Below are 25,838 nucleotides of genomic sequence, written 5' to 3' on the forward strand. Positions count from 1 at the left end.
TCGTCGTTTTGGGCATAGCTTCCTGCAAATCGCTTGCAGATGCAGGAGGATGATTAGTGAAGACGGGTATGGGCGATATGGACAGAGTGGCAAAGGACGACAAAAAGGTCGAGAGACTGGCGATGTGGGGCATCCCGATCTCGATCGGCGTGCTGTTCCTCAAACTTGCTGCGTGGTGGGTAACCGGCTCGGTGGCGCTGCTGTCGGACGGTCTGGAATCACTGGTCAACGTGGCGGCGGCATTCATTGCCTATTTCGTCATCCGCTATGCGCAACGGCCGGCAGACGATGACCACCACTTCGGCCATCACAAGGCGGAATACATATCCGCCGTGGCGGAAGGCGCGTTGATCGTGCTGGCGGCGATCCTGATCATTCAGGAAGCCTGGGGCGCTCTGGGCGCCCCGAGCATGCCGGAAACGCCATGGCTCGGGCTTGCCATCAACGCTACGGCAGGCGGAATCAATGCGGTCTGGGCGACCGTGCTGATCAGGGTCGGACGGTCGCACCGGTCTCCGGCGCTTCTGGCAGACGGCCAGCACATCATGTCGGATGTGGTGACGTCGGCCGGCGTGTTCGTCGGTCTGGTCCTCGCGGTTCTGACGGGTTACCTGATCCTTGATCCGCTGCTTGCGATCTTCGTCGCCTTTAACATTCTCTGGCAGGGTTACAAGGTCATCACCCACTCGCTGGGCGGGCTGATGGACAAGGCGCTGCAGCCGGAGGAGGAGGCGGCGGTGCGTGCGGCGATCACCGCCCATTGCGACGGGGTTCTCGATGTGCACGATCTGAAGACGCGACGGGCGGGATCGGCTGCGTTTATCGATTTCCACCTGGTGGTGCCATCGCGAATGTCGGTCGGCGAAGCCCACGAAATCTGCGACCGCTTGGAAGATGCGATCAAGGAGGCTATTCCCGGTGCCACCCTGGCCATCCATGTGGAGCCGGAAAGCGAACACGCGCATGGCAAGCGTGTTGCCATTGAAAGCCATGCGAATCTGAAGGGAATATGAAATGACGATGACGGATGTCAGCGGACTGTCGCAGCTCGGCAATCAGGTCGAGGCTCCAACGAGCCCCGAGACGGCGGTTCTGGAGAAGGTGCCGAACGGCAACCAGGGCACCGACTACGTGGTGCGCTTTACCGCACCCGAATTCACCTCGCTATGCCCGATGACGGGCCAGCCGGATTTTGCCCATATCGTGATCGACTATATTCCCGACGGGTTTCTGGTCGAATCAAAGTCGCTGAAGCTGTTCCTGCATGCGTTCCGCAACCACGGCGCCTTTCATGAGGACTGCTCGCTCTATATCGGCAAGCGGATCGTTGACCTGCTCAATCCGAAATGGCTGCGGATCGGCGCTTATTGGTATCCGCGCGGCGGCATTCCGATCGACGTGTTCTGGCAGACCGGAGAAGCGCCGAGGGGCGTGTGGTTGCCGGATCAGGGCGTGGCGACCTATCGGGGACGTGGGTAAGGTTTATTGGCAATCAGCCCGGCACGCACCGGGCTGATTGCGACACTCAACCCGTTCGGGGACAGGGCCATTCCGCTTCAGACATTCAAGTTGTCGTCGCCGCCGAAATCGCCGCCGCCGAAGTCGGACTGATCGTCGTTGCCGAAATCGGCCTGTTGCCAGCCGCCGTCATTGCCACCGGGATCGGGTGTTGCGTCGTTGCCGTTATCTGCGTCCGTATTGGAGGCCTCACGGATTGCGTCGTCGCCGATATAGGTGTTGTTGATGACGGTTTCCTCGGTTGGCCCGCCTGTGAACGGATTGGTTTCGGCTGCGGGATTGCCCAAGCCGAGGCCTGACATGTGGTTGCCGAACAGGCCCGAAAGCGAGTTGGCAAGCAGCATGCCGCCCGCCACGCCGGCGGCCGTGCCAAGTGCGCCGCGCAGAAAACCGCCGCCAGGTGCCTGGCCCTGCTGATAGCCTTGTGCCCCCTGCATCTGTGATGACCAGGGACCTGATGGGGCCGGTGCAGCGCGATAACCGTCGTCGTTGCCGCGGTATGGCTGGGGTTGCTGATATCCCGGTCGCGCACCCCAGGGGCCGGATGGCTGCTGGCCGGCCTGTTGGGACGGCATTTGCGGTGCCGGAGGGCGGGGCGCCTGGCCGGAGCCGAAAATAGAGCTCAGGAAACCGCCGCCCTGTTCGTCGCGCCTGGTGTCGCTTTCGCCGGCCTGAAGCTGCTTGACCTGTTCTTCGAGCTCGCGGATGCGGGCGGAGGCAGCCTCAAGGCCCTTCTCCTGAACAATCACCGCCTGGGCGAGGTAATAGGCGGCATAGGGCTGCTGGCGGGTCGCGTCATCGATCAATGCCTCCGCGTCACGGTCGCGCGGGGTGGTCGAGGCTGTTTTCACGCGATCGAACAATGCGGTCAGAAGCTGGCGTTCTTCCGGTGACATGGTCTCACTCCTTGTGGACGTCCCAAGCGGCCGTCATCTGACACAGGAGTTAGTCGGCATTTTCGGGATTTCAAACCCGCTGCCGGGTTAAATCTTGTTCATGTAGAACATGCGCCGCCTGACACTATGATTCAGGCGGCGCAGCCTATCTTGTTGTAATATCAGCCGAATGCGAGCGTCAGGCCGAGCACTGCGGTTGCTGCGCCGAGGATGCGGGTTACAGCTGGCGCAAAGCGCGCGATACCGAGGCCGAGCGCGATGCCGGCTGCGTGAAGAAGAGCTGTCGCGATGACAAAGCCGAGGCCGAACTGAAGCGCACCGGCGCTGCCGAGTTCGCCGCCATGGGCATGGCCGTGGAACAGCGCAAAAACGCCGACGGTTGCAGCGCAGGCGGCTGTCGGAAGCTTGACGGCGGTGGCGACCAGAAGACCGAGTGCGATGACCGAGGCGAGGATCGCCGGTTCAACGAAAGGCAGATCGAGACCGGAGACCGCGAGCACGAAGCCGAGCGCCATGGTGCCGACGAATGCGGCAGGCACGGACCAGATGGCCTTGCCGCCGATCTGTGCTGCCCAGAGGCCGACGGCGAGCATGGCAAGCACGTGGTCGAGGCCGAAGATCGGATGCGAAATGCCGGCCATGAACGAGCCATGTGCTTCAGGATCGAGATGGGCAAAGGCTGGAGCGGCAGCAACGACGACTGCGCCCGTTGCGAGCGAAATATGCTTCAGGGCGGTTTGGAAAGGTCTGGTCAACATTTTGATCCCCGATGAAATACATGATGCGTGAAGCGTAAAACGATAGGCAAGAGCAGTCACCGCGTCCATTGCCAATTGTAACGATCCGGCGATGCGGACTACGTCATTCACCTTAGTCGCTGGAAGCTTGCCATGTTCAGGCCGGGGTGCATTGTTTTGTGACCGCGAACACATTATGTCCCGTATATGAATTTCATGCAGGAGACTTTGACCGTGCTGAACGACGAAGACGACACAGAAGACAAGACGAAGGAACTGCCGCTCGGTAAGGAAACGGAGGCGAATCTTTTCAAGTCGCGTTCGATCTTCATCTACGGAGCGATCACCCAGGAACTGGCGCAGAAGGTCAACACGCAGCTCGTGGCACTTGCCGCAGCCAGCGACGAAGACATCCGCATCTACGTGAATTCCCCGGGCGGCCATGTCGAGTCGGGCGATTCGATTCATGATATGGTCAAGTTCATCAAGCCGAAGGTCTGGATGATCGGCACGGGCTGGGTCGCTTCTGCAGGCGCCCTGATCTACGTGTCGGTTCCGAAGGAACGCCGCATCGCGCTGCCGAACACCCGCTTCCTGCTTCACCAACCATCTGGCGGTACGCGCGGCATGGTCTCCGACATCGAGATCCAGGCCCGTGAAATCATCAAGATGAACGAACGCCTGAACAAGATCATGGCAGAAGCAACCGGCCAGCCGATCGAAAAGATCGCAGCCGATACGGACCGCGACTACTGGCTGTCGGCACAGGAAGCCGTCGCCTATGGTCTTGCATCCAAGATCGTGACGTCGCAGAGCGAAATCTGATCCAGACGTCGTTCTGACAAATCAAAATCCCTCGTCGGCTTCAGGCCGGCGGGGGATTTTTGCGTTTGAGGGCAATCGTTTCAGGCGCGGGTAGGGGCCGACAGGTCCGGATGACCCGAACCCTTTCGGCCACCGCGCGATATCAGGCGAGCTTGCGGGTGGGGACGGCGGTTGCCGGGACGCGGCCCTGCTGCCAGTGGGCGGCAAAATCCATGAACGCATCGGGCGACATCGGTTCCGCGAAGGCATAACCCTGCAGCACCTGGCAACCAAGGCCACGCAGGATATCCATATGGGCTTCCGTTTCGACGCCCTCGGCGACGATCTCGATCCCTTGCGAACGGCCGATCTCGATGATCGAAGCCACAAGCCGGTGCTGGGGACCTGACGCCTGAAGCGGAGAAATCAGCTGCCGGTCGATCTTCAGCCGCTTGGGGCCGAGTTCCAGCAGACTGACGATCGAAGCGTGTCCGGAGCCGAAATCATCCAGCTCGATATCGATACCCAAATCCTTCAGCGTGCCGATGATCTTGCGCAGGCCGCGGTCGTTTCCTTCAAACGAGATCGATTCCAGAAGTTCGAATGCAATGCTGCCCGGCGCAAACGACAGGTGCGACAGCTGCTCCAAGAGGTTTTCGTCCTTCAGGCGCTGGGCTGAGACATTGACAGAGACCCTTGGGACGGCAAGCCCGCGGGCACGCCAGCGGGTGGCCTGGAACAGCGCTTTTTCGAGGATGAGCGCGTCGATTTCACCGGAGCGATGAAGACCTTCGGCGATATCGAGAAACGCTTCGGGCGCGAGCAGGCCGCGGGTCGGGTGGACCCAGCGGGCCAGCGCCTCGACACCGACGATATCGAGGGTGACGGCATCGAACTGCGGCTGGAAGAAGGGAACGATCTGGTCGTTCTCGATTGCCGCGAGAAGCTCGTCGGACGTGCGTTTTACCTGGATCGCTGTCAGAAGCAGGGACTCGGAAAACACCTCGGCGCGGTTACGGCCGCGTTTCTTGGCCTCGTACAGTGCGACGTCGGCATTGATCAGCAACTGTCGCGGTTCTTCGCACGCAAGCGTCTGCATGGCGATGCCGGCGCTGCAGCCGACATGGCATTCCTGGCCGTCGATCGTCATCGGTTTGGCGATCGCCTTGACGATCGAGCGGCCGAGATGTTTTGCGCGCTCTTCCGGGGCCGGGCCGCTGGTGACGACCACGAATTCGTCGCCGCCGATCCGCGAGACGAATTCGTCATGGCCGATCAGTTCCAGGAGCCGGGCCGTCGTCTGGCGCAGGACCTCGTCGCCGGCCGCGTGGCCGAGCGTGTCGTTGACTTCCTTGAAGCGGTCGAGATCGAAATGGATAAAGGCTAGGCGGTGACTGTGCGTCGTCGCGTTCGAGGCTTCCATGAACTGGTCGAGAAAGCGCCGGTTGGGAAGGCCGGTCAGGGCGTCGTGCAAAGACTGGTGCTGCAACGTGCGGCGTGTCGCGCGCAACCGCTCGTTCTGTTCTTCAGCGCGGGCGCGCTCTTCCCGCAGTTCGATCTGCAGATTGACGTCATCAGTGACATCCCAATTGGCGCCAACGACGCGTTCGACGCCTCCCGATGTTTTGTAGGCCTTCCCGTGCGCGCGGATGTGACGGATCTCGCCCGAAGGTCGGACAATCCGGAACTGGGTAATATAGGGCTCGGTGGCACCGATGACCTCGTTCAGCCGATTTTCAGCCGTCTCGATATCGTCCGGATGAACAGTCGAACGCCAATCCTCGTAAGTGAAGATGTCCTTGCCCGGAGGCGCAGAATACAGGTCCTTGAGCCGCTCGTCCCAGAAAAGGCGGTCTGTGGCGCCCTCGTATTCCCAGACGCCGATCTGCGACGCTTCGAGTGCCAGCGTCAACCGGTGGTGAATGGTCTCGAACTGCTCCTCCCGGTGTTGCAGATCGACGATGTGGCGATTGCGCTGCCTCATCAAGATCCCCACCCAGATCATCGGGGCGACGATGCAGAGTGCGATCAGCGTCGCGTAGGCATAAAGCCAACCGATATCCGGAGGGGTCGTGTTCCAGCCGGCTTTCGGGACCGCTGCGAGATACCAGGTGTCGTATCCGAGCTCGATGCGGGCACGAACCGCATCGGCGGAGAAGATCGCCGGGTCACCGGTAAAGACGTCCTTCGCAACCGGTGCCGGCCGCCTGGAGATCGCGATGCTGAGGGGTTGCCGTTCGGTATCGAGGTCGATGTCGCGGAACAGGCGCTCCACGTCGATCACGCTCGAGACGATGCCCCAGAAACGTCCGTTGGCTTGCGAGAAAACCGGGTAGCGGGCCAGCAGTCCCAGTCCGCCCTGAGCGAGTTCGACAGGTCCGGCGATCGTGGTGGACCGGCGCTTGATCGCCTCCATGACGGACACTGACCGTTTGGGGTCGGCCGTGTAGTCTCGTCCGACAAGCTGCTTGTTCTGGTCGTAAGGGTAGACGTACCGGATCACAAGATCGGGTGCCACGGCGACGTTCTTCAGCTGCGAGGGAACAGCGAAAACTCGCTCGGAGAGCGCCGCAAACTGCGTTTGCGTGATGGATGGGTTTGCAGCGATCGCGGCAACGAGACCCTGGACCAGATTGACGTTGCCGCGAATATTGGTTTCGAGGCTTGAGGACACGCGCGCCAGTTGTTCCGACGCGACGAGCCGCTGCTGCGCCATGTATTGGGCGCGCTCTTCCAGATCGGCCCGGACAATTCCGAAAATGACCGCGGCGACCATAATGAAGGCGGGCAGATACCAGCCGAACCGGTAGAATCGCCGTTCCCGGCTTCGGCCGGGCTTTATCATGGAGGAAGAGAAGAGCATGCAATGTTCCAACAGGTCTCCCGCCAACATTTCAGACAAGGCTTAATTTAGTCTGAGATGGAACGGTGCCGGACGGGTCTTCGAGCCGAAATACTGGTCTCCACTCCAATATTTTTGAGAAATCCGGCCCTTTATACATGACTGAAAATCGGAAAAAATCAGTCGGCCTGGTCATCTCTTGGGCTTGTCTCGCGGCGGCGGGTCGTGCTCCATGCACCCTTCACCGCGTCGGGTTCTCATCATGTTCAAAGACTTCTCTTTTTCCGCCCTGACGATGGGGATGCTGACCGCGTTTGTCGGTTTCGTCAGTTCGTTTGCCGTGATCATCCAGGGTTTGCAGGCAATGGGCGCCAATAGCGATCAGGTCGCCTCCGCGCTCCTGGCGCTGTCCCTGGCGCTCGGCATCCTTGCCGTGAGTTTCTCGGCGGCGCTCAAGATGCCGATCAGCATTGCATGGTCGACGCCTGGTGCCGCTCTTCTCTCGGGGATCGGGATGATCGAGGGCGGATTTCCCGCAGCCGTCGGCGCCTTCGTCATCTGTGGCGGGCTGATCATGCTGTCGGGCCTGTTCCAGCCGCTCGGGCGCGCGATCCGGATGATCCCGGGGCCGCTTGCCAATGCGATGCTGGCCGGTATCCTGCTCGGCCTGTGTCTTGCTCCCGTGAAGGCGGTGGCGTTCGACCCGATGCTGGGACTGCCGATCGTGCTGACCTGGGCGGTCGTCGTGTCGCGCTGGCGGCTTCTGGCCGTGCCGGCCTCGCTTGCGGCGATGATGCTGGTGCTGATCTTCGGCGTCGACCTGCCGGCAGATACGCTGAGCCAGATCGGCGCTGCGATCCATCCGCAATTCGTGTTCGTCGAGCCGGTCTTCACCTGGCACGGCGCGATTTCCGTGGCGGTGCCACTGTTTATCGTCACCATGGCGTCGCAGAACATACCCGGCATCGCGATCCTCAAGGCCCACGGATACGAGCCGCATCCCGGACCGATGTTCGTGGCAACCGGCGCCCTGTCCTCGCTTGTCGGCGTTTTTGGCGGCGTGCCGGTCAACATGGCGGCGATCACGGCAGCGATGTGTGCCAGTACCGACGCTCATCCGGATCCCGCCCGGCGTTACGTAGCGGCGATCATCGGCGGCTTCAGCTACGCGGCGCTGGGGCTGGTGGCCGGCGGCATTATCGCCTTCGTATCGCTCGCGCCGCCGATCCTGTTGCAGGCCGTCGCCGGGCTCGGGCTGATCGGCGCGTTCTCGAACGCGGCATACGCCGCCTACCACAATCCCGCTACCCGCGAGGCTGCGGCCATCACCTTTATGGTCACCGCTTCCGGAATCGCCTTCGCCGGGATCTCAGGGGCGTTCTGGGGTCTGCTGGCCGGTGGCGTGATGATGGGTTTGCAGAAGGCTCTCAGACGCGAAAGATTGCCTTGAGAGGGAACCGCGGCCGTCGTTGCAACATCAAAAGCCGTTCGAAAGTGCACTTGCACGTTCTCTGCCCGCCCGCTATAGATTCTCCCATGACCATGACAGGTGCGATCATGTCCGACCGTTTGCCGACCCGCAGCTTCGCTGCCGGGGCGACGGTTTTCGTGCCTCTCTCGCTTCTTAGCCTCGACCTTACACTCGGTTGCCGGGTCCGTTGAGGAGCGCCCGGCGGCCGAAAGCCCGCCGGCGTAAGAGCTCCTCGCAAGATTTACCGATATAGCTGAGACAGACCCTGAGAGGTCGCCATCCTCACCAAGCAGGCCCCAAAAGTGCGGCGCGCGGCGGATGGAAAGGACGAGGACTTGAAGACCATGGACGCCAAGAATTCCAACGTGACTACTGCCAACAAGGCTAAGGGTATGGCCGACGCGGCGGTGAAATACCGTGCCTATCCCGCCATCAACATTCCCGACCGGACCTGGCCGTCGAAGGTGATCGACAAGGCGCCGATCTGGTGCTCGGTGGACCTGCGTGACGGCAACCAGTCGCTGGTCAACCCGATGGGCCACGATCGCAAGGCCCGCATGTTCAAGCTGCTCCTGGATATGGGTTTCAAGGAAATCGAGATCGGTTTCCCGTCGGCTTCGCAGACCGATTTCGACTTTGCCCGTTGGTGCATCGAAGAGGGTGGCGTTCCCGACGATGTGTCGATGCAGGTACTGGTTCAGTGCCGGCCGGAACTGATCACCCGCACGTTCGAATCGCTGGAAGGCGCCAAGCATCCGATCATCCACTTCTACAACTCGACATCGGAACTGCAGCGCCGTGTGGTGTTCGGCAAGGATGTCCGCGGTATCAAGCAGATCGCCGTCGACGCGGCGAAGATGATCACCGACATGGCTGCCAAGGCCGGCGGCGATTACCGGTTCGAATATTCGCCGGAAAGCTTCACCGGCACCGAGCTGGAAGTGGCGCTGGAGATCTGCAACGCAGTCATCGAGGTGGTAAAGCCGACCGCTGACAACAAGCTGATCCTCAACCTGCCCTCGACCGTCGAGATGGCGACGCCGAACATCTATGCCGACCAGATCGAATGGATGTGCCGCAATATCGACAATCGCGAGAACGTCATCATCTCGCTGCATCCACACAACGACCGTGGCACCGGGATTGCCGCGACCGAGCTGGCGCTGATGGCCGGCGCCGACCGCGTCGAAGGCACGCTGTTTGGCAATGGCGAGCGCACCGGCAATGTCGACGTGGTGACGCTGGCGCTCAACATGTACACGCAAGGGGTCGATCCGGGGCTGGACTGCACCGATATCGAGCGCATCAAGGACGTCTACGAATATTCGAACGAAATGGTCATTCCCGAGCGCCATCCTTACGTCGGCGAACTGGTCTATACGGCGTTTTCCGGCTCGCACCAGGATGCGATCAACAAGGGCATGAAGGCGATCAAGACGGCCAACCATCCGGTGTGGGAAGTGCCTTACCTGCCGATCGACCCGCGCGACGTCGGCCGGTCCTACGAGGCGATCATCCGAATCAACTCGCAATCGGGCAAGGGCGGCATCGCCTATATCCTGCAGCAGGATTACGGCATCAACCTGCCGCGCAACTTGCAGGTGGAGTTCCGCGAGGACATCCAGCGGATTACCGACGAAGAAGGCAAGGAAGTCGCTTCCAAGCGCATCCATGAGCGCTTTATCGAGCGCTATGTGGACCAGCCTTCAGCACGGCTGAAATTCGTCGATCACCAGACGTTCCCGGCCGGGATGGAGCACAAGGGCATCCGCGTCGTTTCCGCCGAGATCACCGATGGTGGCGAGACGAAGACGATCGAAGGCCGCGGCACGGGCCCGATCGCCGGGTTCATCAACGCGCTGTCGGCCTATCTCGGGATCGAGCTGTCGGTGAATGAGTATTCGGAACACTCGCTGCAGCATGGCTCGAACGCCTCGGCGATCGCCTATGTCGAGGTCGAGCATCCGGGTGGAAAGCTGTTTGGCGCTGGGATTAACAACAACATCGTGACGGCCTCGCTCGATGCGATCGTGTCGGCGGCGAACCGGGTGTTGGAAGAACGCGGCCGGTAAGCCGGGGCCTGTAGGGTATCAGAAGACACAAGCCGCATCGCTAGCCGATGCGGCTTTTTGCTGGGATCAGGTGGACCTGATCGCGCGTCGCTCAGATCAGTCCCGCGGCCTTGGCGGCGATCTCGTCGAGATCGGCGGCGGAGGAGGGGCCGACGACGACATAGGTCGCGAGCGGCGTGCTCCAGGACACAAGACCCGTATCGGCGCGGATGTCCTCGACCGGTTTGTTGGTGTCCGGACGGGTCTTGGAGAAGGTGATCGCGATGATCTCTCCTTCATCGCCGCGGCGGTAGAGGAGGAGGCCGGAGGGGCGGTTGTCGGCGGTGAAAAGCCGTGCGCCGGCGAAGGCGAGCCCGCTTTGCGACAGGTCCGGAATGCGAAAGGCGATGCCGGTGCCTGTGGTCAGCCATGCGAGGATATCGCCCGGCCTGTCGGCACCGATTTCCACCAGACGATCGGGCAAGCGGGTATAGAGCCGGTAATGGGCGACGACGTCGTCAAGCCAGTCCCGCGAATCGAGCTGCACTTCCGAGCCGCCGAGACGGGTCGATCCCGGCTGGGTGCCGAGCGCATAGCCGATGCCGCCGCCGAGGCAGAGACTGAGAAGACATGCGACAAGGGCCTGCGTTCTGCTTGGCTTGAACGAGAGTGCCTGACGCTTTTTGTCATCAGGCAGCCTGATCGCGCGCCGCGGCAGTGGTGCGTTCTTGATGGTGCGGACGAGTTCGAGCGGCAATGGTTCCTTCATGGCATCGTCGAAGACGCGCCGACCGAAATCCGTGCCGCGCTTCAGACTGTCATGCAGGGCCCGCGCCTGCGGCTCGTTGACCAGAAGCGCTTCGATCTCCTGCCGTTCGTGTTCGTTGGCTTCGCCATCCAGGAAGGCCGAAATGCGCTGTTCGAGCGCGGACGAGGAAGCACTGGCTTTCATGCGCGGCGCTCCGATGCTTCCGGCGCGATTTCCGACAGTCTGAGCCGTGCAGAACACAAGCGTTCGGCGAAGGCCTGTTCCGGAATGCCGAGTATAGCAGCCGCCTCGCCATAGGCGAATGCCTCGACGTCCACGAGAAGGAAGACACTGGCGAGGCCTGAGGGCAGGGACAGCAGGATCTGATCCGATGTGGCCATCGTGGAAATTTCGGTAGCCGATACGACGCCCTGTGCCTTCGGGGTGGAGGACGGCTGGGTCTTGCGGCGCTTCTTGATCTCGTCGGACCAGGCTGTTCGCATCAGGCTGAACAGCCAGCTTTCGATGCGGCCTTCGCCCTTCCAGTGATGGCTTTTCTGGATTGCACGCGAACAGACTTCGCGCACCAGCCTGTCAGCATCCTCGGCGGTGCCTGCAAGCGTCAACGCGAAACGACGAAGCCTCGGCAGCAAGGCTACGAGGTCACGGCGAATGTCCATGGTCTGGGTCGGATTGTTCATGCGGAAACAAGCTTAACGGGGCTATGCGTTATGATTACGGCCATCTCGTTAAGCTATGAATCGAATGTGATGCATTTGCAACAGGCGACGCAATTAATCTACAAGATTTCGACGGTCTCGGGCTGGATCGCCGGCATAGGCATCGGTTGATCGCCATAAAAGACGTGGCTGCTGTCCAGCGCAATGCCGTCACCTGCCTGTGTCAGCCCGTAGCGTTCGCAAACCAGGTTCCAGTTGCCGGGTTCGCCCGACAGCGAAAACAGGTTGTAGGAAGCAGGTGGCTTGTGGCCGCCCGGACCCTGCGAAGCGGACGCTATACCGACGACCGGCACGGGCCGGTTATGGGTCTTGAGTTCGTAGACGGTGTTAAGATGCGTATGGCCGTGCAACACCAGTTCGGCGCCGCCGGTCGAGATGGCCGCAGCAAATCGACGGATGCCGATCATACGCTTGTGCGATGACGCTGCGCCGTGGATCGGCGGGTGGTGAATCATCACCACGCGGAACAGGCCACGTTCGCCGGCTTTCTTCAGCAGGTTCACGGTTTCGCGCGCCTGGCGCGGGCTGAAATAGCCGGATGCGGAAAACGGCGGCGTGGCATTGGATGTGGAGCAGCCGATAATGGCGATCGGGCCACGCTCCCGGTAGGTCGGGAAGATGTGATCGTCCTTCGGCCATTCGCCCGGATCGTCGTCGCTTTTCACGAAGGGATACCAAGCGGCAACCGACTTGTCGTGAGCGCCCGGCACATAGGCATCGTGATTGCCCGGCACGACGGTGGTGTCGGCGGGATTGCCGATCGTGTCGAGCCATTCGCGGGCAAGCCGGGTTTCGATCTTGGTCGCCAAATTGACCAGATCGCCTGTGATGAGCAACTGGTCCGGCTCCCGGTCCTTCATGTCGCTCAACAGCAGATCGAGCGTGTTGACGAGAAGGTGCTTTCGGCGGGTGCGGTGCCAGTTGACGAAACCGGTAATGCGCTTTGACAGAAGCTCGCGCATCGTCAGCCGCGGAAGAGGCCCCAGGTGGATATCGGAAATATGCGCGAACTTGAACATGGCGAAGACATAACGCATGAGAGAGCAATTGGTACCGAATTTATCGCCGCTCCCGAAGTTATGAAGTGGAACGCCTGAATGGCTGAGCAGGGCATTCCCGAAGTTACCGGCGGCCGCGCCCGCATTCTCGTCTGGCTGATGCACAAGGCGTTCATCGTCACACGAGGCATGACGATGGGTGTGCGGGCCGCCTGTTTCGACGAGGAGGGCCGGATTTTCCTGGTGCGCCACACCTATGTGCCGGGATGGTATATGCCCGGCGGTGGCATGGAACGCGGCGAAACCGCGCTTCAGGCGCTGCACAAGGAACTGCGGGAAGAGGGCAATCTGGAAGTCCTGGGAGTGCCGGAGCTGTTCCACGTCTACCTGAACCGCAACGCCTCGAAGCGCGACCACGTGCTGTTCTACAAGGTCAACGTCAACCAGACGGCGCCGCGCGCCGCGGATTACGAAATTGCGGAAAGCGGCTTCTTTGCCCTCGACGCGCTACCGCCTGAGGTCACCCAGGCAACAGCGCGCCGATTGCAGGAGCTTTCGGGAAAGATCGAGAAGGGGGAGTACTGGTGAGAGTTACCCGCTTTCCTACCCCCGCCCATGCGGTGCGTCGAGATCGAGCTCTGGTCCTGTCGGGACGATGCCGGTCGGGTTTATGGTTTTGTGGCTCTCGTAGTAGTGGTGCTTGATGTGGAGGAGATTGCAGGTCTTGGCCACGCCCTCGTGCTGGTAGAGATCGCGCAGATAGGCTGACAGGTTCGGGTAGTCGGCGATGCGGCGGATGTTGCATTTGAAGTGGCCGACATAGACCGGATCGAAGCGGATGAGTGTCGTGAACAGCCGCCAGTCGGCTTCGGTCAGCTTGTCTCCGAGCAGGTAGCGGCTTTTCGAGAGACGGGTCTCGAGACTGTCGAGCGTTTCGAACAGCTTTGAGACGGCCTCTTCATAGGCGTCTTGCGTGGTGGCGAAGCCGGCCTTGTAGACGCCGTTGTTGACGGTGTCGTAGATGACCGCGTTGATCGCGTCGATCTCAGTGCGCAGATCTTCCGGGTAGAAATCGACATCGGAGCCGGTGATGCCGTCGAAGGCGCTGTTCATCATGCGGATGATTTCAGCGCTTTCGTTCGAGACAATCGTGTTCTGCTGCTTGTCCCAAAGGACCGGAACCGTGACGCGGCCGGAATAGGCGGGATCGGCTTTGAGATAGACCTGGTAGAGATAGTCGGAGCCGAACAGGGCGTCGCCGGTTGCGCCGTCGCGTTTGCGGAATTCCCAGCCGTTTTCCAGCATCAGGTAGTCGACGACGGAGACCGAGATCAGATCCTGCAGTTTCTTGAGGTTGCGGAAGATCAGGGTGCGGTGCGCCCAGGGGCAGGCGAGCGACACATAGAGATGGTAGCGTCCGGCCTCGGCCTTGAAGCCGGATTCGCCCGACGGTCCGGGGGACCCGTCAGCTGTCACCCAATTGCGGAACTGTGATTCGGAGCGCTTGAAATGACCCTTGCTGGCCTTGGTGTCGTACCAGACGTCGTGCCACTTGCCGTCTACCAGCATGCCCATAGCAATCTCCTTGGTTGTGCTGCCCATTAGATACGGCAGTGCCAGACAATGACGAGGTGCGATTTGGTAAACGCTGCGTTTTTGGATTGGACGGGTGGAAAATTTTCTGATAGCTCGCTTGTCACGATTGTTCGGGAACATCAAGAAAATGACCGAAGTGCGGACACTGCGACGACGCTGAAGATCGACCACGACGCCTGAAAACGCGTCGCGATATCGCTCGTCCTGTCTGCTCTCTCCCTACGGCTTCGGTTCTCCATGTCCCTGCATCTTGTTGCGTCGCAATCCTCAACATCCCAGAATTCTTCGTCCGAAAACACCGCCAAGTCCATGGCGAAACACGACCTCGTCTATCTGACCGAGGATGCGTCTCACGATGACATCATCGAGGTGATCAACGAGGAGGCTTTCGGTCCCGGTCGGCATGTGCGCGCCGCATCCCGCATTCGCGAGCAGGGGCCGCATGACCGGTCGATCTCGTTTGTCTGCGCTGACGATGGTGAGACGATCGCTTCGGTGAGGATGACGCCGGTTCTGGCGGGAAGCGTGAAGGGCCATATGCTGGGCCCGCTGGCGGTCAGGCCGTCGCACAAGAACCTCGGGATTGGCCGCGAACTGGTGCGGATCGCCATCGATGCCGCGCGCCGGCATGGGTCGGAAGCCGTGATCCTGATCGGCGATCCGCCCTATTACATACCGCTCGGCTTCGAGAAAGTGGCCTATGATGCGCTCGATTTTCCGGGACCGGTCGATCCGGGGCGGGTGCTGGTCGTGCCGCTCAAGGACGGTGTGCATGACGGGCTGAAGGGCGTGATCGGCTGGCGGGAGCTGTGATCCGTCAGGACTTCGCGCCAAGCCCTTGATCTAGAATCGTTTTTCCAGCCACGTTACATCATGTCCGCCGGCGAGGCCTTCGAGCTTGCCGATCGGGTGGTAGCCGAGCTTCAGATACAGCGCGAGTGCTGCCGGGTTCATCGTATCGATATAGGCTCCGATACAGCCGCGCTTGGCCGCCTCCGCTTCGGCCATGGTCATGAGGCGGGCGGCGAGGCCCTTGGCGCGCATCAATTCCGGAATGAACAGCATCGAGATGTAAAGCCAGCCGCGGCCGGTATAGCCGACGAGGCCGCCTGCGATATCGCCGGCCGTATCACGTAGCGGGATTGCCAGTTCGCGACGGTCGCTCGCGCCGAAGCATTCGATATTGAAGGCTTTCAGCTTGTCGAGGATGATTTCTTCATCCTGCTGCGAGATGCCGTCGACGATTTCCAGATCCATATCCATGCTCCCAGATTGCGGCCGAGATGGATAGACTAAAGCGCTTTTTGAAGGAAGGTGCGGGTTCTGGTTTCGACGAAATTTGGAATCTCGCCAAACACTTGGTAGCCGTGGCTCTTGTAGGCCTTGAGGGCGAGTGGGTTGAACGTATCGATCCAGGCGCCCTTGCAGCCGCGGGTACGGGCTTCATTTTCGGCCTCGGTCAGGAGCTTTGCTGCCATGCCCTTGCCGCGCAGGGTTTCCGGAATGAACAGCAATTGCGTGAAGAGCCAGCCCCAGGACGTGTAGCCCGACAGACCGCCGATGACCGTGCCGCTCTCGTCGCGGATCAGTACGGCGAGCAGTTTCCTGTCGGAGGGGCCGACTTCGCCTTCGTTGAAGGCGGTGAGGCCGCTGCTGACGATTGCCAGATCGTCTGAGGTCGGCGCGTCGGTGAGATTAAGCTCGTGGCCCATCAGCGACCCTCGCGCCACCACATCGCAGCCATCGCGAACAGCAGCACCGACAGGCCGGCAAAGCCTGCAAACAGTGGCAGCGTGTTGATGCCGCGCAGCACCGTCTCGTCGGTCATGCGGATGACCATGCGGTTGGGATCGCTGACGCGAACCTCGCCGCGAACGGGGAGGATGTCGGGGATGGTGATGCCGTCGCCCGAGGCGACGCGGGTCACGAGGCCGCGGGTCTTGTCGGCATAGGGCCGCAAGGTTGCCTCGGTCGAGATCATTGCCTTGAACTCGGGCGAGTCGACCGCGCCGACATGAACAAGGGTCTGGAAGTCGCCGTTTCTCACTTCGAACAGGCCGGTTTCATCCATGCGGCTTTCATAGCGATACTCGCCGGGGCCGGCGGGCGCCATCTGCACGGTCTCGGTGCGGCCGGATGGGTAGCGGATGGTGGCGGGACCGGGATCGTCGCCGATCGTCTGGCGAGTGGCGGCAAGCGTTCGTCCGACGGAGCGGGCAGTCAGCGCCTCTTCCTCCAGTTCGGGCTCCTTCATCAGCCAGTGAGCGATACGGCGATAGAGCGCCACATGCGGGCCACCGCCCTCAAAGCCGCGTGCCCAGAGCCAGCCCTGATCCGACAGGAGCATGGCGACGCGGCCTTCGCCCTGACGGTTGAGGACAAGGAGAGGGCGGTCGCCATCGCCTTCCATTACCGTCTGGCCCTGCGGCGGGTCGACATCGATGGTGCGGAACCAGCGACCCCAGGCGGGCGGCGTCTGGTTGGAGCCTTCGAGGCCGCGGGTGACCGGGTGCTTGGTGCCGACTTCCGAGAGATGCGGGAAGAAGCCGGCATTGTGGACTTCGCCCGTCGGTGCGGCCGGCAGGACCTGTTCGAGCGGCGTCGCGGCGATCGAATCTTCGCCGGCATGTTCCGGGCCTGCCGCGATCAGCAGCGCGCCGCCGTTTTGCACATACTGGGAGATGTAGTCGTAATAGAGGATCGGCAGCACGCCGCGGTGCTTGTAGCGATCGAAGATGATCAGATCGAAATCCTTGATCTTTTCGACGAACAGCTCGCGGGTGGGGAAGGCGATCAGCGACAACTCGTTGATCGGCGTGCCGTCCTGCTTTTCCGGTGGGCGCAGGATGGTGAAATGCACGAGGTCGACGGAGGCGTCGGACTTTAGAAGGTTACGCCAAGCGCGCTCACCGGCATGGGGTTCGCCGGACACCAGCAGCACGCGCAGGTTCTGCCTGATGCCATCGATGACATGGACGGCGCGGTTGTTGGCGGTGGTCACTTCGCCAGGGAGCTCGGCAACCGAGAACTCCATGACATTGTTGCCGCCGCGCTGGACGTTGAACGAGAACGGGGTGGTGACGCCGGGCGTTGCCTGCAGCGTGGCGATCTGCTGGCCGTTCATGCGCACGATGACTTCGGCGGGGCCGCCGCCCTGGCGACCGTCGTCGAACACGCGCAGTGTCAGTTCCTGCTCTTCGCCGACAATGCCGAAGCGGGGCGCGCGCAGCACTTCGATGCGGCGGTCGAATTCGTTTGGCTGCCCGGTGATCAGCCCGTGGACGGGTGCGTTGAAGCCGAGATCCTGATTGATGCCGGGGAGATCATGGATCTGGCCGTCGGTGAGGAACACGGCGCCGCCGACACGGGCCGGCGGAACGTCCGACATCGCGGAGCGCAGCGCAGTGAACAGCTTCGTCGAAGGTGTGTCGCTGTCTACATCGTCTCCGGCCTCGACGATGCGCGTCTCGATGCGGGGATAGCGGGAGAAGCGGTCGCGCAGTTCCGCCAGCGCCTGATCGGTCTGCTGCTCGCGGCCAGCCGTCTCCTGGCTCTGAGAGCGGTCGACGACGATTGGCACGATGGTGGAGAGCTGTTCGCGATCTTCCTGGTTGAGCGTCGGGTTGGCGAGCGCCATCAGCAGGGCGGCAAGCGCCAGCGTCCGAAGGACCGCACCACGGACGCCGCGCAATAGGGCGGTCACAGCAAGGACGAGGGCCAATGCACCGAGGGCTGCAAGGATCGGCCACGAGAAGAAGGGGGCGAATTCGATGGTCATCTGTTACTGCCCCAGCCGTTCGAGGAGTGCGGGCACGTGGACCTGGTCGGCTTTGTAGTTGCCGGTCAGCATATACATCATGATGTTGACGCCGGCGCGGTAGGCGTATTCGCGCTGCATGTCGTCAGGCGGAACGGTCGGGAGCATCGAGTTACCCTGTTGATCGACTGCCCAGGCGCCGGCAAAATCGTTGCCGGTGATCAGAAGCGGTGTCACGCCGTCGCCGCCCGAGGAGAGCTGCGAGGTGGAATTGCGGGCATCCTGACGGGCTTCGACCCAGAGCGGGCCGCCGCGATAGCGACCGGGAAAATCCTTGAGCAGATAGAAGGTGCGGGTCAGCACATGGTTTTCCGGTGTCGGCTCGAGCGGCGGAATATCGATGCTGGCGAGGATTTCCTGCAGCCGCAATCCGTTGGGGCTGGAGCTGCCGTCGAGTGCTGAGACCTGGTCGCGGGTGTCGAACAGGACCGTGCCGCCGTTGCGCATATAGGCGTCGATGCGCGAGATCGAGGCCTGCGACGGCATCGGCGCTGTCGCGGAAATCGGCCAGTAGATGATCGGGTAGAAGGAGAGGTCGTCCTTGGCGATGTCGAGTCCGACAGGGGCGCCGGGCTCCAGCGTCGTGCGGTAGCTCATGTATTGGGTGAGACCATCGAGGCCCCGCTCGGAGATGCTGTCGACGTCGCTTTCGCCGGTCTGGACATAGGCGAGGTGGGTCGTGTCGAGGCGGTCGAGGATCTGGTCGTCGCCAGGCTTTACGCCTTCACCGGGCTGCATTTCGCGAAACTGCTGCGGCTGGGCCGATTGCGGTTGCGCCGCGGCAGCGGACGGCGAGGGTGGCTGCTGGGCGAGCGACGGGTTCGGGTTGAGCAGCGCCATTCCCAACGCGAAGCCGAGGATGAGGGTCGCGGCGGTGCCAGACGTCCGGGCGGAGGTCGGCTTGGAGCGTCCGGGGCGGCGGGAAAAGGCACCGTTCATGAAGAGCATTACCAGGCTATCGAGGACGAGGAGCGCGAAGGCGAGAGCAAACAGGGTCGGACGCAGCGACACGGCCTCGCCGCCAGCCAGTTGCTCCCGCGCCACCTGCGTTCCGCCGGCCGATGGATCGAAGGGGGCAAGCACGGTCGCCGGCGCAAGAAGATTGACGGCGGAGTAGCCGTCTTCGGTGCCGTAGAGGCCCGGAGGATGATCGAAGCTTGCGACAGGCCGGGCGTTGGCCGGAATGGTGATCGGGCGGGCAGCGCCGGTCTCGGTCGTCATCACGCCGTCGGCGGTGAGAAGGCGGTAGGGAGGCAAGGCTGCGGCAGCGCCTTCGGTACCCGGTGCACCGGACGCGCTGCCACCGGCAGCACCACCAACGCGGGCCATCTGCACCAGCCGGCGCAGCATTTCGACGAAATTGCCTGACAGCGGCAGGTTGGACCAGGTTGCCTCGGCGCTGGTGTGGAACAGCACGATACGGCCGGCTTCGACTTCCTTTTCTGTGACCAGCGGCGTGCCGTCGGCAAGGCTTGCCCAGGTGCGCTCGGCAAGATCCGGCGTCGGTTCGGCCAGAACCTGGCGGGTCACAGTGATATCTGCTGCGCGGGGCAGGCCGGCGAAGGGGCCGAAATTCGGGAAATCAGCCAGTGCCTGAGGCTCCGACCAGGACATGGCGCCGCCGAGCGCGCGTTCGCCCTGGCGCAAGGTGACCGGCACCAGCGGATCGTCGGCCGGTGCTGCGGCAAGGCGAGGGCCGGCGAAGCGGACCAGTGTACCGCCGCGCGCGATCCAGCGTTGCAGCGGCTGGGAGATTTCCGGCGGCAAGCGGCCGACATCGGCCATGATGATTGCCGACGGATTGTCCTCGAGGATCTGCGGGATCGATACCGAGAGATCGGCCGTGTTGGGCTGGATCACATCGGCGTAGGGCTGGAGAGCCCGGCTGATATAGTAGAGCGGTTGCAGCAGCGGCTGGAAATCGCTGCCGCTTTCGCCGGCGATCAGCGCGACGCGGCGGCGGCGGAAACCGTCGTCGAGAAGGTGAGCGGCACCCGCGGTTGCGATGCCCTCGACGGAGAGGCGGGCGAAATCGTTGCGCAGTTCGAACGGCGCGGAAATTTCCGTTGTTGCCGTGTTGGCGCCGTCGGCAAATTCCAGCGTGCCTGCGGCGAGCGAGCGACCCTGCGGATCAAGCGCGTTGACGGTGAACTGCTGCGTGCCAGCCGTGGAAAGGCGGGTGGCGCTGACATTCATTGCGGCGGAATTGTTGGTGGCGCCTGTGATCGCGACGACCGATTGTCCATCGCCTTCGAGGACGCGCATGTCGCCTGCCGAAAGGCCTGCAAGAGCGGTCATCGTTTCGGCGTCGGTCGTGGCGGCGATGCCATCGGAGACGACCGCCAGCGTGCCGGGGCGGGTGCCGTTGAGGGCTTCCCGGAGTGCTGTGACGGCGCGGGCGCGGTCGGGCACAAGCGGGCGCGGGCTTGCGGCGGCGAGCTTGTCGCGCGCTGCGGCGGCACTGCCGGGCGTTGCTTCCTGGTTCTGATCGGCGGTGAAGGCGATCGCGACCGGGAGGTCAGCGCTTTCGGCATCGTCGATCAGGAGATTGGCGGTCTCGACGCGGCGTTCCCAGTCGGTCGATGTCGCCCAGCCGTTGTCGATGACCAGCGCCAGCGGGCCGCCGGTGTTGAGCGAACTCGTGCGCGGGTTGATGACGGGATCGGCGATGGCCAGAATGATCGCTGCGGCCAGAGCCATGCGCAGAAGCGTCAGCCACCACGGGCTCTGGGACGGCGTTTCCTCGCGCTTCAGGACGCTTGCGAGAATGCGCAGGGGCGGGAAGACTTCCGACTTTGGTCTTGGTGGGGTCAGGCGCAGCAGCCACCAGATGGCGGGCAGGGCGATCAGGCCGAAGAGGATGGCGGGATAGGCGAAGGCGAGCGCGCTCATGACCTGTCCTCGATATTTCCGCTATCGATCCGTCTAGGCGCCGGCATGCCGGAGAGGTAGCCGTGGACGGCGACGAGCGCTTCGGAAGCGAGACGATCGGTGCGATGAAAAACGAAACTCCAGCCGAGACGGCGCAGGCCCTCGCCGAGCGCATCGCGGCGGGCGAGATAGGCGCGCTGATAGTCCTCGCGGATGTTTTCGGCGCGGCCGGAGACGAGCTTTTCGCCGGTTTCGGGATCGGTGAATTCGGTGCGGCCGGTATAGGGGAAGGTTTCTTCGGCGGGATCGGCAACTTCGATCACATGGCCGCGCAGGCCGCGGCGGCCGAGGGGCGTGATGCGGTCCATGACCTTGTCGGCGTCATCGAGGAAATCGCCGATCAGGACGATATCGCTCTGGCCGCGGATCATGCCCGTATCCGGCAGGCCGGTCGCCTGCGGTGCGTGCATAATGGCGGTCGCCAGCCGTTCGGCGGCGTTGCGGGCAGAGACCGGTTCCATGATGCCGGGGCATCCGATCCGTTCGCCGGAGCGGGCGAGGATTTCGGCGAGCGCCAGCATGATGACCAGCGCGCGGCTCTCCTTCGATACCGACCCGAATGTCGACTTGTACATCATCGACGGCGACATGTCGGCCCAGAGCCAGATCGTGTGCGCGGCTTCCCATTCGCGGTCGCGGACATAGGTATGGTCGTCGCGGGCCGAGCGGCGCCAGTCGATGCGGGACAGGCTTTCGCCCTCCGCATAGGGGCGGAACTGCCAGAAGTTTTCGCCCATGCCGCGCTTGCGGCGGCCGTGCCAGCCGGCAATCACCGTATTGGCGATGCGCTTGGCCTCGACCATGCAATCGGGCACCAGCATGGCACGCTGCTGGGCGCGATGGAGGACATCGCTGCTGGCGGTTTGGTCGACGATCTGGCCGATGGATGCCACGGAGGTTCCTTTCTAGCCTGAACCGGCGATCTTCAGCCGCGGGCCTGTTTGACCAGGCCGGCAATGACATCGCGCACCGACATGCCTTCGGCGCGGGCGGCAAATGTCAGCGCCATGCGGTGCTGCAGGACCGGTTCGGCAAGCGCGTGGATATCGTCGAGCGAAGGAGCGAGGCGGCCTTCGTAAAGCGCACGGGCGCGGGCCGTCAACATCAGCGACTGGCCGGCACGCGGGCCGGGACCCCAGGCGACATGCTTGTCGGTGGACGCGTTGCCGTGGCCCGGGCGGGCGGAGCGAACGAGCGACAGGATTGCATCGACCACCTTGTCGGAGACCGGCATCTGGCGGATCAGCGCCTGGATATCCTTCAGCCGCGTCGCGTCGATGACGCTGCGCGCCTTGGCTTCGGCGCTGCCCGTCGTGTCGAGCAGGATCTGACGCTCGGCGGCGAGTTCCGGGTAGAGAACATCCACCTGCAGCAGGAACCGGTCGAGCTGGGCTTCCGGAAGCGGATAGGTGCCTTCCTGTTCCAGCGGGTTCTGGGTGGCAAGGACGTGGAAGGGTGCCGGCAGGTCATAGCGCTGGCCGGCGACGGTGATGTGATATTCCTGCATGGCCTGCAGCAGCGCCGACTGGGTGCGCGGCGAAGCGCGGTTGATTTCGTCGGCCATCAGCAGCTGTCCGAACACCGGTCCCTTGACGAAGCGGAAGGAGCGGCGGCCGGTCTCATCCGTATCCATCACTTCGGAGCCGAGAATATCCGACGGCATCAGGTCGGGTGTGAACTGGATGCGGTTGGAATCCAGACCGAGGACGGTGCCGAGCGTCGAGACGAGTTTGGTCTTGGCTAGACCGGGAACACCGACCAGCAGCGCATGACCGCCCGAGAGAACCGCGAGCATGGTGTTTTCGACCACACGCTCCTGTCCGAAGATGACCTTGGCGACTTCCTCGCGGATGGCGGCGATATCGGCAAGTGCCTTTTCGGCCGAGGCGATGATGGCTTTCTCGTCGAGGACTGTTTGCGTAGAATTCATCATGCCCATGTCGTTCACCATCACCCTTGATTGGTATCCAGATCCAGCAGGCTTCGCCGAACCTATCCGTCCGACCGTGAATCGCTGCGTCACAGCAGTCACCTTAGACGTTGAAACTTATTCCGCCAAATAAGGCTGACAAGCACGCGATGAATGACTATCTCGTGAGAACATTCACCTTGGCTGATGCTTAAGGTCGAACCGGGACTGAAAAATGGCAGTAGAACCAATTAATACGGCGGCCGATGCCGCTGGTCTCGCGGCGATGATCGCCCATGCGTCGGAGCAGGCGAGTGGTGGCCCGCGGGGCGAAATGCCGGGCCTGCCGCCGGTCGAGCGGTGGAACCCGCCGTTCTGCGGCGATCTAGACATGGAAATCCGCGCCGACGGAACGTGGTTCTATCTGGGTACGCCGATTGGCCGTGCGCCGCTGGTCCGGCTGTTTTCGACCGTGCTGCGCAAGGACGAGGACGGCCGAACCTATCTCGTTACGCCTGTGGAAAAGGTTGCGATTCGTGTCGTCGATGCGCCGTTCGTGGCGGTGGAGATGCAAACGAGCCTACGAGACGGCCAGCAGGTGCTGACGTTTCGCACCGGTGTCGGCGATGTGGTGGAGGCTGGGAGCGATCATCCGATCCGGTTTGCGATCGCGGGCGAGGGACAGGAGCTGAAGCCTTACCTGCACGTCCGCGGACGGCTCGAGGCGCTGGTTTCGCGGGCGGTGATGTATGATCTCGTCGCGCTTGGCGAGACGATCGAGATCGATGGCGTCACGATGTTCGCGGTCCGCTCCGGCGATGCGGTGTTTCCGGTGATGCCGGCCGCCGAGCTGGAATTGTTGTCCCGATGAGCGGTCTCGGTTTTTATTCCGCTGATGAGTTTCGCCGCCGTTCGCGGTCCCAGAAGGGCGGGCCGATCGAGGATGCGTGGCGCGATCACGGCGATCATCTGCTTAACCCGGCCTGGGTGAACGCGACCGTTCAATCCAAGCTGAAGGATGCGGCCGTGCTGGTGCCCGTCATCGACGATGCCGATGGCGCCAAGGTTATCCTGACGCAGCGGACGGTCAAGCTGCGCAAGCATTCCGGCCAGATCGCGTTTCCGGGCGGTGCGATCGATCCCGAAGACGGATCGCCTGAGGTGGCGGCGCTGCGCGAGGCGGAGGAAGAGATCGGTCTTGACCGACGCTTCGTCGAGCCGCTGGCCAGGCTTCCCGACTATTATGCGGCGACCGGATTTCGCATCACGCCGGTGCTGGCCGTTGTGAGCCGCGGTTTCGAGCTGACGCTCAATCCGGACGAGGTGGACGCGGCTTTCGAAGTGCCGCTGTCCTTTCTGATGGACGAGGCGAACCACCAGCGCGGCACCCGCGACTGGAATGGCGCGACCCGGCACTTCTACGTCATGCCCTATGAGGACCGGGAAATCTGGGGCATTACCGCCGGAATTTTACGCACGTTGTATGAAAGGCTTTACGCATGACCTCCATTGCTACCCCCTCGGTTGCCGGTGAGGCATGGTTCAACGATGCCGCTCTGCAGCGGCTTCTTCTCCTTCTGAACGCCGATGGCGGCGAGGCGCGGGTGGCTGGTGGCGCGGTGCGCAACGCGCTGATGGGGCTTGCCGTCGCCGATATCGACGTGGCGACGACGCTTCTGCCGCAGGACGTGGTGGAGCGGGCAGAAGCTGCCGGCATGAAGGCCGTGCCGACCGGGATCGAGCATGGGACGGTAACGCTGGTGATCGACGGCACGCCGTTTGAGGTGACGACGCTTCGGCGCGATATCGAGACCGATGGCCGCCATGCCAAGGTTTCGTTTGGCACCGACTGGCAGGCTGACGCGGAACGGCGCGACCTCACCATCAATGCACTCTACGCGGATGCGTCGGGCGCTGTGGTCGATCTGGTCAAGGGATTGCAGGACATCGAGAGCCGGACGATCCGGTTTATCGGCGACGCTTCGCAGCGGATTGCCGAGGATCATCTGCGCATTCTCAGGTTCTTCCGGTTTTTCGCCTATTACGGATCCGGCCGGCCGGATGCGGACGGATTGCGGGCATCGGCACGCGCCAAGGACAGGCTTTCGACGCTGTCTGGCGAGCGGGTCTGGGGCGAGACGAAGAAACTGCTCGCCGCCCCCGATCCGTCTCGCGCACTTTTGTGGATGCGGCAGGCTGGCGTGCTGACGGAAATCCTGCCGGAAACCGAAAAATGGGGCATCGACGGCATTCATCCGCTGGTGGCCGCAGAAGCAGCGCTCGGGTGGACGCCGGATCCGCTGCTGCGGCTTGCTTCGATCGTGCCGCCCGATGCGGAGCGGCTGGCGGCGATGGCGAAACGGCTGCGGTTTTCGAATGCCGATGCGGCGAAGCTGGCCGTCTGGGCGTCCGCACCCGCCATTCCCGACGAGGTGACGGATGTCGGCTTTGATCGTCTGCTCTACCGAAATGGCGTGGCCGGCATGGTTGCACGCGTCAAGCTGGCGCTGTCGTCGGCCAGAGCAGCGGCCGAGGGCGATCCAATGGCGATGCGCAAGTCGGCAAGGCTGTCGGTTCTTCTTAAGCGGGCCGAGGGCTACGCCAAGCCGGTCTTTCCGATCGCGGGCGCCGACGTTCTCTCGGCAGGTGTGCCTGCCGGCAAGAGGGTCGGTGAGATCTTGAAGCAGATCGAGGACTTCTGGGTGGAGCGTAACTTCAACCCCGACCGGGCAGCGCTGGCCACCCGGCTGGACGAGATCGTGAAGCAGAGCTCCTGATCA

Annotated in this window: 23 protein-coding genes; 10 read left to right on the forward strand and 13 right to left on the reverse strand. The window is 62.6% G+C overall.

Annotated features, from left to right (window positions below):
- The first annotated feature begins 77 nt into the window (after positions 1–77).
- Positions 78–1,013, forward strand: coding sequence for a cation diffusion facilitator family transporter (locus AC0JZ8_RS11595; protein WP_062457901.1), 936 nt, complete (start codon positions 78–80; stop codon positions 1,011–1,013).
- Between the two features lies 1 nt (position 1,014).
- A complete protein-coding gene (gene queF / locus AC0JZ8_RS11600) occupies positions 1,015–1,479 on the forward strand; it encodes a preQ(1) synthase (RefSeq protein ID WP_471892549.1) in 465 nt (154 codons plus the stop codon).
- A gap of 77 nt (positions 1,480–1,556) precedes the next feature.
- Here queF and AC0JZ8_RS11605 read toward each other — a convergent pair whose 3' ends face one another.
- Together AC0JZ8_RS11605 and AC0JZ8_RS11610 are read right to left on the reverse strand one after the other, a co-directional pair.
- Positions 1,557–2,414 carry a DUF2076 domain-containing protein gene (locus AC0JZ8_RS11605; protein WP_471892550.1) on the reverse strand — a complete coding sequence of 286 codons (858 nt, stop codon included), beginning with the start codon at positions 2,412–2,414 and terminating at the stop codon, positions 1,557–1,559.
- Positions 2,415–2,575: 161 nt separating this feature from the next.
- The gene (locus tag AC0JZ8_RS11610; protein ID WP_471892551.1) at positions 2,576–3,172 is read right to left on the reverse strand and encodes a HupE/UreJ family protein; all 597 of its coding nucleotides are present in this window, start codon (positions 3,170–3,172) and stop codon (positions 2,576–2,578) included.
- Between the two features lie 216 nt (positions 3,173–3,388).
- On the opposite strand from AC0JZ8_RS11610, the gene AC0JZ8_RS11615 reads away from it, so the two are divergent.
- A complete protein-coding gene (locus tag AC0JZ8_RS11615; RefSeq protein WP_062457904.1) occupies positions 3,389–3,976 on the forward strand; it encodes an ATP-dependent Clp protease proteolytic subunit in 588 nt (195 codons plus the stop codon).
- A gap of 142 nt (positions 3,977–4,118) precedes the next feature.
- On the opposite strand, the gene AC0JZ8_RS11620 is transcribed toward AC0JZ8_RS11615, so the two are convergent.
- Positions 4,119–6,818, reverse strand: a complete 2,700-nt coding sequence (locus tag AC0JZ8_RS11620; protein WP_471892552.1) for a bifunctional diguanylate cyclase/phosphodiesterase — start codon at positions 6,816–6,818, stop codon at positions 4,119–4,121.
- Positions 6,819–7,059: 241 nt separating this feature from the next.
- On the opposite strand from AC0JZ8_RS11620, the gene AC0JZ8_RS11625 reads away from it, so the two are divergent.
- Together AC0JZ8_RS11625 and leuA are read left to right on the forward strand one after the other, a co-directional pair.
- Positions 7,060–8,247: a benzoate/H(+) symporter BenE family transporter gene (locus AC0JZ8_RS11625; RefSeq protein WP_062457907.1), complete on the forward strand. Its 1,188-nt coding sequence runs from the start codon at positions 7,060–7,062 to the stop codon at positions 8,245–8,247.
- Between the two features lie 365 nt (positions 8,248–8,612).
- Entirely contained in the window at positions 8,613–10,340 is a 1,728-nt protein-coding gene (gene leuA, locus AC0JZ8_RS11630; RefSeq protein WP_471893362.1) for a 2-isopropylmalate synthase, read from the forward strand.
- Between the two features lie 91 nt (positions 10,341–10,431).
- Here leuA and AC0JZ8_RS11635 read toward each other — a convergent pair whose 3' ends face one another.
- The 3 genes from AC0JZ8_RS11635 to AC0JZ8_RS11645 all read right to left on the reverse strand — a co-directional run bounded on the left by AC0JZ8_RS11635 (position 10,432) and on the right by AC0JZ8_RS11645 (position 12,826).
- On the reverse strand, positions 10,432–11,271 hold the full coding sequence (locus tag AC0JZ8_RS11635; RefSeq protein ID WP_471892553.1) for an anti-sigma factor family protein: 840 nt from the start codon (positions 11,269–11,271) through the stop codon (positions 10,432–10,434).
- Positions 11,268–11,768 carry an RNA polymerase sigma factor gene (locus AC0JZ8_RS11640; RefSeq protein ID WP_062582897.1) on the reverse strand — a complete coding sequence of 167 codons (501 nt, stop codon included), beginning with the start codon at positions 11,766–11,768 and terminating at the stop codon, positions 11,268–11,270. Before AC0JZ8_RS11640 ends, AC0JZ8_RS11635 begins: the two co-directional genes overlap by 4 nt.
- 98 nt (positions 11,769–11,866) lie before the next feature.
- Entirely contained in the window at positions 11,867–12,826 is a 960-nt protein-coding gene (locus AC0JZ8_RS11645) for a metallophosphoesterase family protein (RefSeq protein ID WP_471893363.1), read from the reverse strand.
- Between the two features lie 78 nt (positions 12,827–12,904).
- Between AC0JZ8_RS11645 and AC0JZ8_RS11650 the strand changes: the two genes are divergently transcribed.
- A complete protein-coding gene (locus AC0JZ8_RS11650; protein WP_471892554.1) occupies positions 12,905–13,393 on the forward strand; it encodes an NUDIX domain-containing protein in 489 nt (162 codons plus the stop codon).
- A gap of 15 nt (positions 13,394–13,408) precedes the next feature.
- Here AC0JZ8_RS11650 and AC0JZ8_RS11655 read toward each other — a convergent pair whose 3' ends face one another.
- Positions 13,409–14,380, reverse strand: a complete 972-nt coding sequence (locus tag AC0JZ8_RS11655; RefSeq protein WP_471892555.1) for a glutathione S-transferase family protein — start codon at positions 14,378–14,380, stop codon at positions 13,409–13,411.
- A gap of 330 nt (positions 14,381–14,710) precedes the next feature.
- On the opposite strand from AC0JZ8_RS11655, the gene AC0JZ8_RS11660 reads away from it, so the two are divergent.
- Positions 14,711–15,214, forward strand: a complete 504-nt coding sequence (locus AC0JZ8_RS11660; RefSeq protein ID WP_471892556.1) for a GNAT family N-acetyltransferase — start codon at positions 14,711–14,713, stop codon at positions 15,212–15,214.
- Between the two features lie 30 nt (positions 15,215–15,244).
- Here the strand turns inward: AC0JZ8_RS11660 and AC0JZ8_RS11665 are convergent, their stop codons facing one another.
- From AC0JZ8_RS11665 to AC0JZ8_RS11690, 6 genes are read right to left on the reverse strand one after another with little or no spacing between them, the layout of a single operon-like run.
- Positions 15,245–15,658, reverse strand: coding sequence for a GNAT family N-acetyltransferase (locus tag AC0JZ8_RS11665; protein WP_471892557.1), 414 nt, complete (start codon positions 15,656–15,658; stop codon positions 15,245–15,247).
- Positions 15,659–15,693: 35 nt separating this feature from the next.
- The gene (locus tag AC0JZ8_RS11670) at positions 15,694–16,113 is read right to left on the reverse strand and encodes a GNAT family N-acetyltransferase (RefSeq protein ID WP_113110754.1); all 420 of its coding nucleotides are present in this window, start codon (positions 16,111–16,113) and stop codon (positions 15,694–15,696) included.
- The gene (locus tag AC0JZ8_RS11675; RefSeq protein ID WP_471892558.1) at positions 16,113–18,179 is read right to left on the reverse strand and encodes a hypothetical protein; all 2,067 of its coding nucleotides are present in this window, start codon (positions 18,177–18,179) and stop codon (positions 16,113–16,115) included. Before AC0JZ8_RS11675 ends, AC0JZ8_RS11670 begins: the two co-directional genes overlap by 1 nt.
- Positions 18,180–18,182: 3 nt before the next feature.
- Positions 18,183–21,110 carry a DUF4159 domain-containing protein gene (locus AC0JZ8_RS11680; RefSeq protein ID WP_471892559.1) on the reverse strand — a complete coding sequence of 976 codons (2,928 nt, stop codon included), beginning with the start codon at positions 21,108–21,110 and terminating at the stop codon, positions 18,183–18,185.
- Entirely contained in the window at positions 21,107–22,042 is a 936-nt protein-coding gene (locus AC0JZ8_RS11685) for a DUF58 domain-containing protein (protein ID WP_113110751.1), read from the reverse strand. The genes AC0JZ8_RS11680 and AC0JZ8_RS11685 overlap by 4 nt, the downstream gene beginning before the upstream one ends.
- A gap of 32 nt (positions 22,043–22,074) precedes the next feature.
- A complete protein-coding gene (locus AC0JZ8_RS11690) occupies positions 22,075–23,088 on the reverse strand; it encodes an AAA family ATPase (protein ID WP_062457917.1) in 1,014 nt (337 codons plus the stop codon).
- Between the two features lie 205 nt (positions 23,089–23,293).
- Here AC0JZ8_RS11690 and AC0JZ8_RS11695 point away from each other — a divergent pair, with 205 nt between their 5' ends.
- Genes AC0JZ8_RS11695 through AC0JZ8_RS11705 form a run of 3 tightly spaced genes read left to right on the forward strand, consistent with a single transcriptional unit; the run spans position 23,294 to position 25,835 of the window.
- Positions 23,294–23,929 (forward strand): DUF1285 domain-containing protein, encoded by a 636-nt coding sequence (locus tag AC0JZ8_RS11695; protein WP_471892560.1) that lies wholly within the window; start codon positions 23,294–23,296, stop codon positions 23,927–23,929.
- On the forward strand, positions 23,926–24,561 hold the full coding sequence (locus tag AC0JZ8_RS11700; protein WP_471892561.1) for a CoA pyrophosphatase: 636 nt from the start codon (positions 23,926–23,928) through the stop codon (positions 24,559–24,561). Before AC0JZ8_RS11695 ends, AC0JZ8_RS11700 begins: the two co-directional genes overlap by 4 nt.
- Positions 24,558–25,835, forward strand: a complete 1,278-nt coding sequence (locus tag AC0JZ8_RS11705; RefSeq protein ID WP_471892562.1) for a CCA tRNA nucleotidyltransferase — start codon at positions 24,558–24,560, stop codon at positions 25,833–25,835. The genes AC0JZ8_RS11700 and AC0JZ8_RS11705 overlap by 4 nt, the downstream gene beginning before the upstream one ends.
- Positions 25,836–25,838 lie beyond the last annotated feature (3 nt).

It is taken from the genome of Velazquezella soli, from assembly GCF_977018685.1.

Bases quoted from the DNA above. Each gene is read 5' to 3' on its own strand.
- AC0JZ8_RS11620 (WP_471892552.1), bottom strand. From the start codon at position 6,818: ATGCTCTTCTCTTCCTCCATGATAAAGCCCGGCCGAAGCCGGGAACGG.
- queF (WP_471892549.1), top strand. From the start codon at position 1,015: ATGACGATGACGGATGTCAGCGGACTGTCGCAGCTCGGCAATCAGGTC.
- AC0JZ8_RS11675 (WP_471892558.1), bottom strand. From the start codon at position 18,179: ATGACCATCGAATTCGCCCCCTTCTTCTCGTGGCCGATCCTTGCAGCC.
- AC0JZ8_RS11695 (WP_471892560.1), top strand. From the start codon at position 23,294: ATGGCAGTAGAACCAATTAATACGGCGGCCGATGCCGCTGGTCTCGCG.
- AC0JZ8_RS11660 (WP_471892556.1), top strand. From the start codon at position 14,711: ATGGCGAAACACGACCTCGTCTATCTGACCGAGGATGCGTCTCACGAT.
- AC0JZ8_RS11650 (WP_471892554.1), top strand. From the start codon at position 12,905: ATGGCTGAGCAGGGCATTCCCGAAGTTACCGGCGGCCGCGCCCGCATT.
- AC0JZ8_RS11705 (WP_471892562.1), top strand. From the start codon at position 24,558: ATGACCTCCATTGCTACCCCCTCGGTTGCCGGTGAGGCATGGTTCAAC.
- AC0JZ8_RS11665 (WP_471892557.1), bottom strand. From the start codon at position 15,658: ATGGATCTGGAAATCGTCGACGGCATCTCGCAGCAGGATGAAGAAATC.
- AC0JZ8_RS11645 (WP_471893363.1), bottom strand. From the start codon at position 12,826: ATGTTCAAGTTCGCGCATATTTCCGATATCCACCTGGGGCCTCTTCCG.
- AC0JZ8_RS11605 (WP_471892550.1), bottom strand. From the start codon at position 2,414: ATGTCACCGGAAGAACGCCAGCTTCTGACCGCATTGTTCGATCGCGTG.
- AC0JZ8_RS11625 (WP_062457907.1), top strand. From the start codon at position 7,060: ATGTTCAAAGACTTCTCTTTTTCCGCCCTGACGATGGGGATGCTGACC.
- AC0JZ8_RS11670 (WP_113110754.1), bottom strand. From the start codon at position 16,113: ATGGGCCACGAGCTTAATCTCACCGACGCGCCGACCTCAGACGATCTG.
- leuA (WP_471893362.1), top strand. From the start codon at position 8,613: ATGGACGCCAAGAATTCCAACGTGACTACTGCCAACAAGGCTAAGGGT.
- AC0JZ8_RS11655 (WP_471892555.1), bottom strand. From the start codon at position 14,380: ATGGGCATGCTGGTAGACGGCAAGTGGCACGACGTCTGGTACGACACC.
- AC0JZ8_RS11635 (WP_471892553.1), bottom strand. From the start codon at position 11,271: ATGAAAGCCAGTGCTTCCTCGTCCGCGCTCGAACAGCGCATTTCGGCC.
- AC0JZ8_RS11610 (WP_471892551.1), bottom strand. From the start codon at position 3,172: ATGTTGACCAGACCTTTCCAAACCGCCCTGAAGCATATTTCGCTCGCA.
- AC0JZ8_RS11680 (WP_471892559.1), bottom strand. From the start codon at position 21,110: ATGAGCGCGCTCGCCTTCGCCTATCCCGCCATCCTCTTCGGCCTGATC.
- AC0JZ8_RS11690 (WP_062457917.1), bottom strand. From the start codon at position 23,088: ATGGGCATGATGAATTCTACGCAAACAGTCCTCGACGAGAAAGCCATC.
- AC0JZ8_RS11595 (WP_062457901.1), top strand. From the start codon at position 78: ATGGACAGAGTGGCAAAGGACGACAAAAAGGTCGAGAGACTGGCGATG.
- AC0JZ8_RS11700 (WP_471892561.1), top strand. From the start codon at position 23,926: ATGAGCGGTCTCGGTTTTTATTCCGCTGATGAGTTTCGCCGCCGTTCG.
- AC0JZ8_RS11640 (WP_062582897.1), bottom strand. From the start codon at position 11,768: ATGAACAATCCGACCCAGACCATGGACATTCGCCGTGACCTCGTAGCC.